We start from the raw sequence: 13,978 nt of genomic DNA on the forward strand, positions 1-13,978 counted from the left end.
TCCGCACGCTCGTGCGGACCGGGCCCCTGGTGTTGCCGGGTGAATCAGGCCGGGCCGGTCAGGCCCGCGTCGGCTCCGGTTCGCCGGACTCCTGCGCCTCCGCCGGGGCCGGGACGCCGGTCTTCGCGGCCCGCTTGGCGGCCTTCTTGTTCCGGCGGCGTTCCTTGCGGAGCTCCACCATCGCGTACAGCGTCGGCACCAGGAGGAGCGTCAGCAGTGTCGAGGTGATCAGACCGCCGATGACGACGACGGCCAGCGGCTGCGAGATGAAACCGCCCTCGCCGGTGACGCCGAGCGCCATCGGGAGCAGGGCGAAGATCGTCGCCAGGGCCGTCATGAGGATCGGGCGGAGACGGTGGCGACCACCCTCCACGACCGCTTCGACCACGCCCAGGCCCTGGGCCCGGTACTGGTTGATGAGGTCGATCAGCACGATCGCGTTGGTGACCACGATGCCGATCAGCATCAGCATGCCGATCATCGCCGGGACGCCCATCGGGGTGCCGGTGACGACGAGCAGGCCGATCGCGCCCGTGGCGGCGAACGGGATGGAGACCAGCAGGATCAGCGGCTGGATCAGCGACCGGAAGGTGGCGACCAGCAGCATGAAGACGATCGCGATGGCCGCGAGCATGGCCAGGCCCAGGTTCTTGAAGGCGTCGTCCTGGTCCTCGGAGACACCGCCGATGGTGGCGGTGGCGCCGTCCGGGAGGTCCAGGGCCTTGATCTTCGTCTGGAGCGTGGTGCTGACCGCGCCGGTGTTGTCACCGGTGGGGCGGGCGGTGATGGTCGCGGCGCGCTGGCCGTCGATCCGGGTCATGGAGACCGGTCCGGGGACCAGCTTCACGTCGGCGATGGTGCCGAGCTTCACCTTGCCGAGCGGAAGGTCCTTCAGCTCCTGCATGGTGGTGGCCGGGTGGGCCGACTTCACGACGACGTCGCGCTCGGTGTCGTCCATGATCGCCTTGCCGGACGGGGTGCCCCGCACCGCTCCGGCGACGGCCGCGCCGAGCGAAGCCTGGGTGTAACCGGCGTCGGCGGCCTTCGCGTTGGCCGTCACCGAGATCCGCGGGACGCTCTGCGCCAGGTCGCTCTGGACGTCGGTGACGTCCTTGAGCTTGGCGACCTCGGCGCGGACCTGCTCGGACGCCTTCTTCAGGGCGTCCGCGTCGGCGGCCTTCACCACGACGCTCAGGTCCTGACTGCCGAAGCCGTCGCCCGCGCTGATGGTGGTGTCGCCGATGCCGTCGAGCTTGGCGAGACCCTTCTCGATGCGGTCCTGGGTGGCCTCGAACTCGGCGGAGTCCTTCAGGGTGACCTGGTAGGACGCCTGGTTGGAGCCGGTGCCGCCACCGAAGGCGGCCATGAAGCCGGACGAGCCGACGGTGACCTGGTAGTCCTTGACGCCCTCGTCGTCGCCGAGGAGCTTCTCGACCTTCTTCGCCGCCTCGTCGGCGGCCGTGAGGCTGGTGCCCGGGTCGAGCTTCTGCTTGATGGACAGGACTTCCTGCTCGCCCTGGTCGAAGAAGTTGGTCTTCAGCAGGGGCGCCATGCCGAAAGTGCCGAAGAGAACGACGAAGGCGATGACGACACTGGTGATGCGGCGCCGGGTGGCGAACCGCAGCACCGGCACGTAGATCCGCTGGAGGCGGCTGCGCGCCTCCTTCTCCTCGGCCTCGCGCCGCGCCTTCTCCGGGTCCTCGGCGGTGCCCTTGGGGGCGCGCAGGAACCAGTACGACAGGACGGGGACCACGGTCAGCGAGACCAGCAGCGAGGCCAGCAGGGCCGCGGTGACGGTCAGCGAGAACGAACCGAACAGCTCGCCGACCATGCCGCCGACGAGACCGATCGGCAGGAAGACGGCGACAGTGGTGAGGGTCGACGAGGTGACCGCGCCGGCCACCTCCCTGACCGCGGTGATGATCGCCGACTGGCGCTCCTCGCCGTAGCCGAGGTGGCGCTTGATGTTCTCCAGGACGACGATCGAGTCGTCCACGACCCGGCCGATCGCGATGGTGAGCGCGCCCAGCGTCAGCATGTTGAGCGACAGGTCGCGGGTCCAGAGCACGATCAGCGCGAGGACCACGGAGAGCGGGATGGAGACCGCGGTGACCAGGGTGGAGCGCAGCGAGGCCAGGAAGACCAGGATCACGATGACCGCGAACACCAGGCCGAGGGCGCCCTCGGTGGTCAGGCCGGAGATCGCCTTGGAGACGGCCGGGCCCTGGTCCGAGACGACGGTCAGCTCGGCGCCGGAGCCGAGGTCCTGGCGCAGGTCCGGGAGCTTGTCCTTGACGGCGTCCGAGATGGCGACGGCGCTGCCGTCCTTGTCCATCGTCGCCATGACGGCGAGGCTCGGGCGGCCGTTGGTGCGGGTGATGGAGTCCGCGGCGGCGGCCTCCTGCTTCACCGTCGCGATGTCCCCGAGGCGGACCGGCTTGCCAGGCTTGCCCGTGGCCGGGTTCTGACCGGTGACCCGCAGGTCCTCGATCTGCTTCAGCGTGGTGAAGGCGCCGCCGACCTGGATGGTGCGGCTCTTGCCGGACTCCGAGAAGGCACCGGCCGGGACGGTCGCGCCGCCCGCCTGGAGGGCCTGGGAGAGCGCCGTGGCGTTGAGTCCGGCCGCGGCGAGCTTCCTGTCGTCCGGGGTGACCGTGACCTGGATGTCGCGTACACCGTCGACGGAGACCTGACCGACGCCGTCGATGTCCTCCAGGGCGGGGACGACGGTGCGGTCCAGCTGGTCGGCCAGCGCCTGCTGGTCCTTGTCCGAGGTGACGGCGAGGACGACCGTCGGGATGTCGTCCGTCGAACCGGCGATGACCTGCGGGTCGACGTCGTCGGGCAGCTGGATGCGGGCCCGGTTCACGGCCTGCTGGATGTCGGCGACGAGCTGCTTGGTGCCCTCGTCACCGAAGTCGAAGGTCGCCATGATGACGGCGTTGCCCTCGCTGGCCTTCGATGTGATGCCGGTGACGCCGTCGACGGCCTTGATGGAGTTCTCGAGCGGTTCGACGACCTGCTTCTCGACCACATCGGGGGACGCACCCTGGTAGGGGGCGAGCACCGACACCATCGGGAGCTCGATGGTGGGCAGCAGCTGCTGCTTGAGCTGCGGGATCGCGATCGCTCCGAAGACGAGCGCGACGATCGAGATCAGACCGATCAGGGCCCTTTGCGCGAGGCTGAATCTGGACAGCCAGGACATGGGTGGGTCTCTTTCTGTGGCTTACGCGGCAGGCGGGCGGGGTGCCGGGTCGTGCCCGGGGGACAGATCCCGCCCACCTATACGATCGCCGATCCCCGGGACGAAGTCCTCGGCCCCAGGGTCGCATTCTTACGCCCCGCGTACCGCAGGTGGAGTACGCCCCGGCTGCACCCTCACTCCACCCGGGGGCGCACCAGGCCCGATTCGTACGCGATTACCACCAGTTGTGCACGGTCGCGGGCGCCCAGCTTCGCCATGGCCCGGTTCACATGGGTCTTGACGGTCAGTGGGCTGACGACCAGGCGTTCCGCGATCTCGTCGTTGGACAGGCCGCCCGCGACCAGGGCCAGCACCTCGCGCTCCCGCGTGGTGAGGGCCGCCAGCCGCTCCGAGTACGCGGCCGCCCCCGGCCCCTCGCCGGCCCCGCCGCCCTGCGCGAGGAACGTGGCGATCAGCCCCTTGGTCGCGGCCGGCGAGAGCAGCGCCTCGCCCCCCGCGGCGATCCGGATCGCGTTGAGGAGTTCGTCCGGCTCGGCGCCCTTGCCCAGGAAGCCCGAGGCCCCGGCGCGCAGCGACTGCACCACGTACTCGTCCACCTCGAAGGTGGTGAGCATGACCACGCGGACGTCCGCGAGCTCCGGGTCGGCGCTGATCATGCGGGTGGCGGTGAGTCCGTCCGTGCCGGGCATCCGGATGTCCATCAGCACCACGTCGGGTCGCTCGGCGCGGGCCACCTCCACGGCCTGCGCCCCGTCCGCCGCCTCCCCCACCACCCGCATGTCGGGCTCCGAGTCGACCAGCACCCGGAACGCGCTGCGCAGCAGCGCCTGGTCGTCGGCGAGCAGGACCTTGATGGCCGGTGTCATGCGTTCTCCCCCGTCCGGCCCGCCGCGCCCGGCCGACCGGGCTCCTGCGCGCGGGCCTCGACGGGCAGGATCGCATGGACGCGGAACCCGCCCCCGTAGCGGGGACCGGCGGTGAGGGTGCCGCCCAGGGCGGTGACGCGTTCGCGCATCCCGAGCAGACCGTGGCCGCCGCCGGGGGCGGAGTCGGCGCCTCCGGGGTTCCCGCGGCCGTTGTCCAGGACCATGACCTCGGCCGTGGCTCCGACCCGTACGACGCTCACCTCGGCCTTGGCGCCCGGGCCCGCGTGCTTGCGGACATTGGTCAGCGCCTCCTGGATCACCCGGTAGGCGGCCAGGTCGACGGCCGACGGCAGCGGCGGCTCGCCCCCGGCGGCGCAGGCCACCTCGACGGGCAGCCCCGCCTGGCGGACGCTCTCCACGAGCTGGCCCAGGACCGCGAGGCCGGGGGCCGGTTCGGTGGGGGCCTCCGGGTCGCCGGACTGGCGGAGCAGGCCGACGGTGGCCCGTAGCTCGTTGAGCGCGGACCGGCTCGCCTCGCGGACATGGGCGAGGGCCTGTTTCGCCTGGTCGGGGCGCTTGTCCATGACGTGGGCGGCGACCCCGGCCTGCACGTTGACCAGGGCGATGTGGTGGGCGACGACGTCGTGCAGGTCGCGGGCGATGCGCAGCCGCTCCTCGGCGACCCGGCGGCGGGCCTCCTCCTCGCGGGTCCGTTCGGCCCGTTCGGCGCGCTCCCGGATCGCGTCGACGAAGGCGCGCCGGGAGCGGACCGCGTCGCCCGCGGCCCCGGCCATCCCGGTCCAGGCGAAGACGCCCAGGTTCTCCTGGCTGTACCAGGGCGGCGACCCGAAGAGCATGGCGGCGGCGGTGAGCGCGGCCATGGTGACCAGCCCGACCCGCCAGGTGGTGGGCCGGTCGGTGCGGGCGGCGACGGTGTACAGCGCGATGACGGCGCTCATCACGACGGGGGTCGGCGGGTCCGCGGTGACCAGTTCCACGACGGTCAGCGCCCCGGTGGCGGCGAGCACCGCCATCGGTTCGCGGCGCCGCCGGATCAGGGCCAGCGCGCTGAGCAGCATCAGCAGCAGGCTGCTCGCGGCGGGTGTGCGGGCGCCGAAGGTGGGCCCGTCGTGCCCGCCGGGGTCCACGAACGACGCGAAGACCATGGCCACGAGCACGCCCAGGGCGAGCGCGCCGTCCAGCGCGAGGGGGTGGCCGCGCAGCCAGTCGCGGATGCGCAGGACCCCGGTTCCGAGGGTGGTCACGTCGGGCTACGTTACGGCGTGCCGCGCGCGGGCCGTTCCGGCCCGGAAGCGGCGGGCCTCGACGCGCCTGTGCCCCGCGTCCGTCGGACGGGCGCGGGGCACGGGGTGCTGGAGAGCGGTCGGCGTCAGCCGGGGATCAGACCGTCGTCGCTGAGCATGGCGCGTACCTCTTCGAGGGTGGCGTCCGGCGACGGCAGGATCAGTTCGGACGGTTCCAGGGAGTCGTCCGGCAGGGGTGTGCCGAGTTCGCGCACGCGGGCCAGGAGCGCGTGGAGCGTGGTGCGGAAGCCGGGCCCGTCACCGCGCTCCATCTCGGCCAGCAGGGCGTCGTCGAGCTTGTCGAGCTCGGCGAGATGGCTGTCGGCCAGGACCGCCTGGCCCTCCCCCATGATCCGTACGATCATGACGCCGCCTCAGTTCTTGTCGAATTTGTGCGACTGGCTGTTCTGCTGCTGGGCGTCCTGCCGGCCGCCCTCGATCGCCTGCTGCGAGGAGGAGCCGCCGGCCAGCTCGGCCTTCATGCGCTGAAGCTCCAGCTCCACATCCGTACCACCGGAGATCCGGTCCAGCTCGGCGGCGATGTCGTCCTTCGCCGTGCCGGTCGGGTCGTCCAGGGCGCCGGAGGCCAGCAGCTCGTCGATCGCGCCGGCACGGGCCTGGAGCTGCTGCGTCTTGTCCTCGGCCCGCTGGATCGCCAGGCCGACGTCGCCCATCTCCTCGGAGATGCCGGAGAACGCCTCCCCGATCCGGGTCTGCGCCTGGGCCGCCGTGTAGGTGGCCTTGATGGTCTCCTTCTTCGTCCGGAAGGCATCCACCTTGGCCTGAAGCCGCTGAGCCGCGAGAGTGAGCTTCTCCTCCTCGCCCTGGAGCGTGGTGTGCTGCGTCTCCAGGTCGGTGACCTGCTGCTGGAGGGCGGCGCGGCGCGACAGCGCCTCGCGGGCCAGGTCCTCGCGGCCGAGCGCGAGCGCCTTGCGGCCCTGGTCCTCCAGCTTCGAGGACTGGCCCTGCAGCTGGTTCAGCTGCAGCTCCAGCCGCTTGCGCGAAGTCGCCACGTCGGCGACTCCGCGACGCACCTTCTGAAGCAGCTCCAGCTGCTTCTGGTACGAGTAATCAAGGGTCTCGCGCGGATCCTCGGCCCGGTCAAGGGCCTTGTTTGCCTTCGCGCGGAAGATCATCCCCATACGCTTCATGACACCGCTCATGGGCTTCGCGCGCCCCCTTCTGACTCAACTGGGCTCCAGCACTCCAACAGAACCCACAGTACGGGCCCTGTCTCTATTACCGCACTGTTCGGGCGTGGATGGACTCCTCCCCAAGGACGACTGTGGTCCCGCTCCGCTCCGGCCCAGGGTGTAGGTGATGCCCGTATCGTCCGCTCGTACACCGGCAGGGACGCGGGCCGTTGCCGGATCGTTCCCGGGCGGCCTGCGGGGATCCGGGAGCGACCCCGTACCCTTGGGCCTTGTGTTCCGTAGCCGCTCCAAGGAAGAGAAGGCCCCCACCGACAAGGTGACGGCGGACCTCTCCAAGACGCCCCGCGACCCGCAGGCTCCCAAGGGTCGCCCCACCCCCAAGCGCAGCGAGGCCCAGACGCAGCGCCGTCGTGCCTCCAGTGGCGCGCCGCTCGACCGCAAGGAGGCCGCGAGGCGCCAGCGTGAGGCGCGCCGCGTGGACATGGCCAAGCAGCGGGAAGCGCTCGCCAATGGTGACGAGCGCTATCTGCCCGCGCGTGACAAGGGGCCGGTGCGCCGCTTCGTCCGCGACTTCGTGGACTCGCGCTTCTGCATCGCGGAGTACTTCCTGCCGCTCGCCGTGGTCATCCTGATCCTCAGCGTGATCCAGGTGCAGGGCATCCAGAACATCTCGCTGCTGCTCTGGCTGATCGTGATCGTGCTGATCGTGCTCGATTCGGTCGGGCTCGCGTTGCGTCTGCGCAAGCAGCTGAACACGCGGTTCCCGGACACGCCCAAGCGCGGCGCGGTCGCCTACGGGCTGATGCGTACGCTCCAGATGCGGCGGCTCCGCCTGCCCAAGCCGCAGGTCAAGCGCGGGGAGCGGCCCTGAGCACCGAGTCGTCCGGTCCGGTCGGCGGTCCGTCCGCCGACCGGCCGGCCGGTGCCGTGTCCGGCTTCGCCGGGGCCTCGGCGGCCTGGACCAGGGGTCTGACGGGCCTGCGCAACACCGTGCGCCAGGAACTGGTCGCCCGGCAGCTGGACGAGCAGATCGCGGCCCGCTTCCCGGTCGGACAGCGGCTGCGCATCCTGGACGTGGGCATGGGCCAGGGCACGCAGGCGCTGCGGCTGGCCCGGGCCGGGCACACCGTGACCGGTCTGGAGTCCGACCCGGAGATGCTGCGGACCGCCCGTGAGGCGCTGGGCGGCGAGCCGGCCGGCATCCGCGAGCGGGTGCGGCTCATCGAGGGCAACGGCCAGGACACCGGGGTCCATTTCCTGCCCGGCAGCTTCGACGTGGTCCTCTGCCACGGCGTGCTGATGTACGTCCAGGAGCCGGACGCCATGGTGGCGGGCCTGGCCCGGATGCTGGCGCCGGGCGGGCTGCTGTCCCTGCTCGTGCGGAACGCCGACGCGCTGGCGATGCGGCCCGGGATGGCCGGGGACTTCGCCGGGGCCCTGGCGGCGTTCGACTCCGACCGGTACACCAACCGGCTCGGCCTGTCCGTGCGCGCGGACCGGCTGGAGGCGCTGACGGCCACGCTCGCCTCGATCGCGGCGCCGCTGCACGCCTGGTACGGGGTGCGGCTCTTCACGGACAACGTGAGCAACGACGTGGAGCTGCCGCCGGCCGCGGAGCTGGAGCGCGTGCTCGCGGCGGAGGACCGGGCCGGTCGTACGGACCCGTACCGCGGTGTCGCCGCGCTGCTGCATCTGTGCGGCGTACGGGGCTGAGCTCTTCCCGGTGCCGTCGGGCCCGGGGCATCCGGCGGGCGCCTCGCCCTCGAACGCCGGACGGGCCGAAGGATGGCCCTCAATCGCCGGGCGGGCTTGGTTTTCGGCCGCCCGGCTCTGTCATGTGCGGCACAGCCCCTCCCGATTCACGGCCGCCCGCCCCGCCGTGTGCGGGCTTGACCCGCCGCCCTCCCTGGATGCGCCCAGCGGGCCACCTTTCGCTACAAAAGCAATAATCCGGACATGGATGCCATTCACTCCCGCCGCCGTGCGCGCCGGCTGTTGCTGCCCCTGTCCGCGGGTGTCTGCGCGATCGCGCTGGTGAGCGGTTGCTCCGGATCGAACACCCCCTCCTCCGCGCCGGACGCGACGGCGTCCGGATCGGCTCAGCCGGGCCCGGCCTCCAAGGCCGCCGGTGATCTGCAGAGCGAGTACCAGTCCGTCATCAACAACGTGCTGCCGTCGGTCGTGCAGATCGACGCCTCCGAGAGTCTCGGCTCCGGCGTCGTCTACGACGCCGAGGGTCATATCGTCACCAACGCGCACGTCGTCGGCGACGAGAAGACGTTCAAGGTCACGGTGGCCACCGGCGAGAAGGTCCTGAAGGCGTCGCTGGTCGCCGCCTATCCCCAGCAGGACCTGGCCGTCATCAAGCTGGACAGCGTGCCCGACGGGCTGCGGCCCGCGAAGTTCGGCGACTCGGAGAAGGTCGCGGTCGGGCAGATCGTGCTGGCGATGGGCTCACCGCTCGGCCTGTCCAGCAGCGTCACCCAGGGCATCGTCTCGGCCCTCGGCCGGACCGTGAGCGAAGGCCGCTCGGGCGGCGGCACCGGCGCGACCATCGCCAACATGGTGCAGACCTCGGCGGCCATCAACCCGGGCAACAGCGGCGGGGCGCTGGTGAACCTGGACAGCCAGGTCATCGGCATCCCGACGCTCGCCGCCTCCGACCCCCAGATGGGCGACAGCGCGGCGCCCGGGATCGGCTTCGCCATCCCGGCCTCGATGGTGCGGACGGTCGCGGACCAGATCATCAAGAACGGCAAGGTGACCGATTCGGGCCGGGCGGCGCTCGACATCACCGGCCGCACGGTCGTCAACGACGACTACCGGCCGGCGGGGGTCGCGATCGTCAGCGTGCAGAAGGGCGGCGCGGCCGACGAGGCGGGGCTGCGGGCCGGCGACATCATCGTGAAGGTGGACGACACGAAGGTCACCACGATCACCTCGCTGTCCGAGGCCCTGGCCGGCCACAAGCCGGGCCAGAAGGCGAAGGTGACGTACACGCGCGGAAGCTCGCAGAAGACGGCCGAGGTCACGCTCGGCGAGATCTGAGCGTCCGGAGGCCGCTGCCGCCGGGGAGTCCGCGAGACCCCGCCCGGCGGCAGCCGTGCGCCGTCAGCCGGCCGCGTCCGCCTGGAGGCTCATCGGGCCGTAGATCTTCGTCCCGTCGTCGAAGAGCGTGACCTGGTCCGCCCCGCCGTCCAGGAGTTCCTTCCAGTACTCACCGATCCAGGACTCCGCGTCGCCCTGGGTCGTGAACTCCTCCGGCCGCAGGGCCGGCTCCGTCTCCGTTCCGTCGGACTTCTCGAACCGCCACGTCCACGCCATGTCCGCCTCCTGGATAGGTCGTTCCCCTCGGCAGCCTAGCCCTTCCGACCAGCAAGGGAAGGGCCCCTCCGGTCTGTCCGGCGGATCTTCGCCCCCACGTCGCGCAACCCGTGCGGCGACGCGGGAGGATCGGAACGTGGAACTGACTCTGCTCGGCACCGGAGCCCCCGACGGGCTGCCGCGGCCCGACTGCCCCTGCGCCGCCTGCGCCCTCGCCCGCGGAGCCGGCGGCCGGGCCGCGACCGCCCTCCTGGTCGACGACGCGCTGCTGCTCGACCTCACGCCCGGGGCGGTGTTCGCCGCCGCCCGCGCCGGCCACTCGCTCACCGGAGTACGCCAGGTCCTCCTGACCCACCCGCACGACGGACCGGCCGTCGAGCTGCCCGCCGGGCTGCCTCCCGCGGGCCGGGTGCCGGACGGCAGGGTGCTGACGCTGATCAGCGGGCACCGGGTGCGGGCGGTGCCGATGGACGCGCCCGGTACGGGGTACGAGGTCACCTCGCCGGAGGGCTCCCGGCTGCTGTACCTCCCGCCGGGCGGCGCACCGGCCGGGCTGGCGGACCCCGTGGCACAGCCGTACGACCTGGTCGCCGGGGACGTCGTCGGGCGGCCCGACGCGGTGGCGCGGCTGCGGGCCGTCGAGGCGATCGGGCCCGCCACCGAGCTGATCGCCGTCCACCTGGACCACGACGCGCCGCCCGCCCCCGAGCTGGAGCGCCGGCTGGCCGCCGCCGGGGCGCGGGCCGTGCCGGACGGCACGACGCTGGCGGTCGGCGGCCTCCGCGCCCCGGCCGCCGTCCCCCGGCGCACCCTGGTCACCGGTGGCGCCCGGTCCGGGAAGTCCGTCGAGGCGGAACGGCGCCTGGAGACGTACCCGGAGGTCGTGTACGTGGCGACGGGCGGCACCCGGGACGGGGACGCGGACTGGGCGGCCCGGGTGGGGCTGCACCGGGAGCGCCGGCCGGCCGCCTGGCGCACCGAGGAGACCTGTGAGCTCGCGGAGCTGCTGTCCTCGGACGGGCCGCCGCTGCTCATCGACTGCCTGTCGCTGTGGCTGACGGACGCGATGGACCGGGTGGACGCCTGGGACGACGCGGCATGGGCAAAGGGCGGCGAGCGCGCGCTGCGGGCCAGGACGGCGGAGCTGGTCGCGGCGGTGCGCGGGACGCGGCGCACGGTGGTCCTGGTGACCAACGAGACCGGCTCCGGAGTGGTGCCGGCGACGGCGGCCGGGCGGCGCTTCCGGGACGAGCTGGGCCGGCTGAACGCGGCGGTGGCCGAGGAGTGCGAGCAGGTGCTGCTGGTGGTGGCGGGCCAGGTGCTGCCGCTGCGCGGCTGAGGGACGGCGGGCCCGGGGCGTGGGGCCGTACCGGGCGGGCCCGGAAAACGTGGCGGGTACTGTTCCGCAGGGAGCCCGCCGCCGGGCTCCCCGGACCACTCCCCGTATCGACCCGCGAGGCAGACCCCCGTGAATCTGGACGACTTCTCCGACCTGATCGAACGCCCCGACGGGGGCGTACGGCGCGACGCCGAGGAACGCCGGGAGCGGCTCGTCGTGCCCCCGGGCGCCCTGGGCCGGCTGGACGAGCTGGCCGAGTGGCTGTCGACCGCGCAGCAGGCGTCGCCGGTGCGGACGGTCGAGCAGCCGCGTGTGGTGCTGTTCGCGGGCGACCACGGCGTCGCCGGGCTCGATGTGTCCGGCCGCGCTGCCTCCACCGCGCACGAGCTGGTGCGGGCCACGCTGGACGGCTCGACCCCGCTGGCGGTCCTGGCCCGCCGGTTCTCCGTACCGGTGCGGATCGTGGACGCCGGCCTCGACTGCGATCCGGAGCTGCTGCCCGAGGCGGTGGTCCGGACCCGGGTGCGGCGAGGCAGCGGCCGTATCGACGTCGAGGACGCGCTGACGGCCGAGGAGGCCGAGGCGGCCGTGCGGCTCGGGATCGCGGTGGCCGACGAGGAAGCCGACTCGGGCACCGACCTGGTGGTGCTCGGCGACCTGAGCGTGGGCGGCACGACGGCGGCGGCCACGCTGATCGCGGCGCTCTGCGGCACGGACGCCTCGGTGGTGACCGGGCGCGGCGGTGCCGGGATCGACGACCTGGCGTGGATGCGCAAGTGCGCGGCGATCCGCGACGCGCTGCGCCGGGCCCGGCCGGTCCTGGGCGACCAGCTGGAGCTGCTGGCCACCGTGGGCGGCGCGGACCTGGCGGCGATGACCGGCTTCCTGCTCCAGTGCGCGGTGCGGCGGCTGCCCGTGGTCCTGGACGGGGTGGTCGGCGCGGCGGCGGCGCTGGTCGGCCAGCGGGCGGCGTTCCGGGCGCCCGACTGGTGGCTGGCAGGCCAGGTGAGCGGTGAGCCCGCGCAGGCGAAGGCCCTCGACCGGATGGCGCTCAACCCGCTGCTCGACCACGGCGTCGTGGTGGGCGAGGGATGCGGGGCGCTGCTCGCCCTTCCCTTCGTCCAGGCCGCCGCCGCGCTGGCCGCCGAACTGCCCGAGCGGAAGCCGGAGGCGGCACAGGACGCGGACGACGGCGCGGACGGCGGGAAGGACGACGCGACGGACTGACGCCGCCCCGGCCGCGGGGCGCCCTCTCGCGCGATGCGACGCCCCCTATGATCCCGGGGTGACCTTCGGTCAGGACCTGGGCCGGGCTGCCCGCCGGGAGTGGGGCCCGCTGTGGTCGGCCGTACGGGCGCCGCTCGCCGCCCGGGGGCCGCGGGCCGTGCCGCTGACTCTGGCGTCGGTGGTGCTGACGGCGCTGCTCCAGGTGGCGCAGAACCGGCCCCGGGGCTACGGCCCGGTGCAGACGCTGGGCGCGGTGCGGGCGGACGATCCGCTCTGGGCGGCGCTGCTGCGTACCCCGTTGTCACTGTTCGTACCCGCGCTGGACCTGCCGGTGTGGGGCGCCCTGGCGCAGATGCTGGTGGTGTTCGGGGTCGCGGAGGTCTGCCTCGGCCGGCGGCGGACCCTGCTGATCGCGTACACGGCGACCCTGGCCGGGACGCTGTACGCGCGGATCGGTATCGCGGCCGGGCCCGACGCCTTCCTCGGGCTGCCCGGGTCCGACGCGCGTGTCGTGGACACCGGCCCCTCGGCGGCGGTCGTCGCGCTGGCGGTCTGCGTCTGCTGCGCGTACCGGGCGAGGATCACCGGGGCGGTGGTGATCGCGGCGATGGTGGCCGAGACCGTGGTCAAGGACAACCTGGCGGGCCGGGAACACCTGGCGGCCGTCGCGGCGGCGCTCGCCCTGTGCGCGGCCCCGGTGCTGAGGGGTGGTCAGGGCTTGGAGGGCGGGAGGGGGACCCGGTCCGGTGCCCCGCCGATCAGGTCCTGAAACGTGCGGCGCGGGCCGGCCCAGCGCCTGTCGTGGTGGTAGGCCCGCAGCACCGAGCGGGAGCGGGCCCGGTGCCGGTTGCGGTAGAACCGCCTGGCCCACAGTGAGGTCGGGCGGGCCAGCCGGACCGCGCCGATCAGGGCGACGAACGGGACGAGTGTGCCGACCACCGCCATCCGTGCCTTGCCCTTGAAGAGGGCGATCAGCACGAAGCAGAAGTTGATGACGACGGTGAGCACGGCCCCCAGGCGGCCCTGCTCCTGATCGTCGCTCAGGCCGTCCACGCCGAGCGGCGAGAACCCGCCCAGCACGAGCAGCACCAGGGCCGCGGTGAGCACCACGACCTCCACGCTCCGGCGCCCCTCCTCGGTCCAGTACACGTCGTCCAGGTGCAGGATCAGGGCGAACTCGTCCAGCACCAGGCCCGCGCCCATGCCGAAGACGACCGCGCAGATCCCGGCCGTGACCCCGTGCCGTCCGCCGGCCACCGCGCCGAAGCCGCCGACGACGGTCAGCACCACGCCGGGCACCACGTGGTGGATGTGGACGCCGCCGGGCGCGATGTTGCGGAACGGTCCCTTCCCCGCCCGGATCATCCGGGTCACGAACCGGGTGATCGCGAAGGTGAGCACGAAGGCGGCCAGGGCGAGGAGCAGGGGGAGTTTCCCCGGCTCGACGACGTTGCGATCGAACCAGTGACCCATGCCACCCACTCCCGCTCGTCCGCTTGTGCCCCGTTACGCGGCATTCGGTCAATCTAGCGGCCGTCCGCACCGATTAGCCTGCG

General features: G+C 72.9%; 13 protein-coding genes. 6 read left to right on the top strand and 7 right to left on the bottom strand.

The window, feature by feature from the left end; genetic code table 11:
* Nucleotides 1–58: 58 nt before the first annotated feature.
* The 5 genes from ACLQ2N_RS20040 to ACLQ2N_RS20060 form a co-directional block, all read right to left on the bottom strand.
* Nucleotides 59–3,208 (bottom strand): efflux RND transporter permease subunit, encoded by a 3,150-nt coding sequence (locus tag ACLQ2N_RS20040; protein WP_425814830.1) that lies wholly within the window; start codon nucleotides 3,206–3,208, stop codon nucleotides 59–61.
* Between the two features lie 173 nt (nucleotides 3,209–3,381).
* On the bottom strand, nucleotides 3,382–4,074 hold the full coding sequence (locus tag ACLQ2N_RS20045) for a response regulator (protein WP_425814832.1): 693 nt from the start codon (nucleotides 4,072–4,074) through the stop codon (nucleotides 3,382–3,384).
* Nucleotides 4,071–5,339: a sensor histidine kinase gene (locus tag ACLQ2N_RS20050; protein ID WP_425814834.1), complete on the bottom strand. Its 1,269-nt coding sequence runs from the start codon at nucleotides 5,337–5,339 to the stop codon at nucleotides 4,071–4,073. The genes ACLQ2N_RS20045 and ACLQ2N_RS20050 overlap by 4 nt, the downstream gene beginning before the upstream one ends.
* 125 nt (nucleotides 5,340–5,464) lie before the next feature.
* Nucleotides 5,465–5,743, bottom strand: coding sequence for a PspA-associated protein PspAA (gene pspAA / locus ACLQ2N_RS20055; protein ID WP_425814836.1), 279 nt, complete (start codon nucleotides 5,741–5,743; stop codon nucleotides 5,465–5,467).
* Between the two features lie 9 nt (nucleotides 5,744–5,752).
* Nucleotides 5,753–6,529: a PspA/IM30 family protein gene (locus ACLQ2N_RS20060; protein ID WP_365685271.1), complete on the bottom strand. Its 777-nt coding sequence runs from the start codon at nucleotides 6,527–6,529 to the stop codon at nucleotides 5,753–5,755.
* A 274-nt stretch (nucleotides 6,530–6,803) separates the two neighbouring features.
* On the opposite strand from ACLQ2N_RS20060, the gene ACLQ2N_RS20065 reads away from it, so the two are divergent.
* From ACLQ2N_RS20065 to ACLQ2N_RS20075, 3 genes are all read left to right on the top strand, one after another.
* Nucleotides 6,804–7,403, top strand: a complete 600-nt coding sequence (locus ACLQ2N_RS20065) for a DUF3043 domain-containing protein (RefSeq protein WP_425814838.1) — start codon at nucleotides 6,804–6,806, stop codon at nucleotides 7,401–7,403.
* A 107-nt stretch (nucleotides 7,404–7,510) separates the two neighbouring features.
* The gene (locus ACLQ2N_RS20070; RefSeq protein ID WP_425815046.1) at nucleotides 7,511–8,245 is read left to right on the top strand and encodes a class I SAM-dependent methyltransferase; all 735 of its coding nucleotides are present in this window, start codon (nucleotides 7,511–7,513) and stop codon (nucleotides 8,243–8,245) included.
* Nucleotides 8,246–8,488: 243 nt separating this feature from the next.
* Entirely contained in the window at nucleotides 8,489–9,580 is a 1,092-nt protein-coding gene (locus tag ACLQ2N_RS20075; protein ID WP_425814840.1) for a S1C family serine protease, read from the top strand.
* A 63-nt stretch (nucleotides 9,581–9,643) separates the two neighbouring features.
* On the opposite strand, the gene ACLQ2N_RS20080 is transcribed toward ACLQ2N_RS20075, so the two are convergent.
* The gene (locus ACLQ2N_RS20080) at nucleotides 9,644–9,856 is read right to left on the bottom strand and encodes a hypothetical protein (protein WP_073863269.1); all 213 of its coding nucleotides are present in this window, start codon (nucleotides 9,854–9,856) and stop codon (nucleotides 9,644–9,646) included.
* Between the two features lie 136 nt (nucleotides 9,857–9,992).
* Between ACLQ2N_RS20080 and ACLQ2N_RS20085 the strand changes: the two genes are divergently transcribed.
* From ACLQ2N_RS20085 to ACLQ2N_RS20095, 3 genes are all read left to right on the top strand, one after another.
* Complete coding sequence (locus tag ACLQ2N_RS20085; protein WP_425814842.1) at nucleotides 9,993–11,195, top strand: bifunctional adenosylcobinamide kinase/adenosylcobinamide-phosphate guanylyltransferase; 1,203 nt, start codon at nucleotides 9,993–9,995, stop codon at nucleotides 11,193–11,195.
* 129 nt (nucleotides 11,196–11,324) lie between these two features.
* Complete coding sequence (gene cobT, locus ACLQ2N_RS20090; RefSeq protein WP_425814844.1) at nucleotides 11,325–12,422, top strand: nicotinate-nucleotide--dimethylbenzimidazole phosphoribosyltransferase; 1,098 nt, start codon at nucleotides 11,325–11,327, stop codon at nucleotides 12,420–12,422.
* A gap of 58 nt (nucleotides 12,423–12,480) precedes the next feature.
* Complete coding sequence (locus ACLQ2N_RS20095) at nucleotides 12,481–13,191, top strand: hypothetical protein (RefSeq protein ID WP_425814846.1); 711 nt, start codon at nucleotides 12,481–12,483, stop codon at nucleotides 13,189–13,191.
* Here ACLQ2N_RS20095 and ACLQ2N_RS20100 read toward each other — a convergent pair.
* Nucleotides 13,134–13,895, bottom strand: a complete 762-nt coding sequence (locus tag ACLQ2N_RS20100) for a hypothetical protein (RefSeq protein ID WP_425814848.1) — start codon at nucleotides 13,893–13,895, stop codon at nucleotides 13,134–13,136. The genes ACLQ2N_RS20095 and ACLQ2N_RS20100 overlap by 58 nt on opposite strands.
* Nucleotides 13,896–13,978 lie beyond the last annotated feature (83 nt).

It is taken from the genome of Streptomyces sp. DT224, from assembly GCF_049844595.1.
In the GTDB taxonomy this organism is placed as follows: Bacteria; Actinomycetota; Actinomycetes; order Streptomycetales; family Streptomycetaceae; genus Streptomyces.

What these genes read in the sequence shown, in the direction of transcription:
- pspAA (WP_425814836.1), bottom strand. Translation starts at nt 5,743, where the DNA reads ATGATCGTACGGATCATGGGGGAGGGCCAGGCGGTCCTGGCCGACAGC.
- ACLQ2N_RS20080 (WP_073863269.1), bottom strand. Translation starts at nt 9,856, where the DNA reads ATGGCGTGGACGTGGCGGTTCGAGAAGTCCGACGGAACGGAGACGGAG.
- ACLQ2N_RS20040 (WP_425814830.1), bottom strand. Translation starts at nt 3,208, where the DNA reads ATGTCCTGGCTGTCCAGATTCAGCCTCGCGCAAAGGGCCCTGATCGGT.
- ACLQ2N_RS20045 (WP_425814832.1), bottom strand. Translation starts at nt 4,074, where the DNA reads ATGACACCGGCCATCAAGGTCCTGCTCGCCGACGACCAGGCGCTGCTG.
- ACLQ2N_RS20100 (WP_425814848.1), bottom strand. Translation starts at nt 13,895, where the DNA reads ATGGGTCACTGGTTCGATCGCAACGTCGTCGAGCCGGGGAAACTCCCC.
- ACLQ2N_RS20075 (WP_425814840.1), top strand. Translation starts at nt 8,489, where the DNA reads ATGGATGCCATTCACTCCCGCCGCCGTGCGCGCCGGCTGTTGCTGCCC.
- ACLQ2N_RS20060 (WP_365685271.1), bottom strand. Translation starts at nt 6,529, where the DNA reads ATGAAGCGTATGGGGATGATCTTCCGCGCGAAGGCAAACAAGGCCCTT.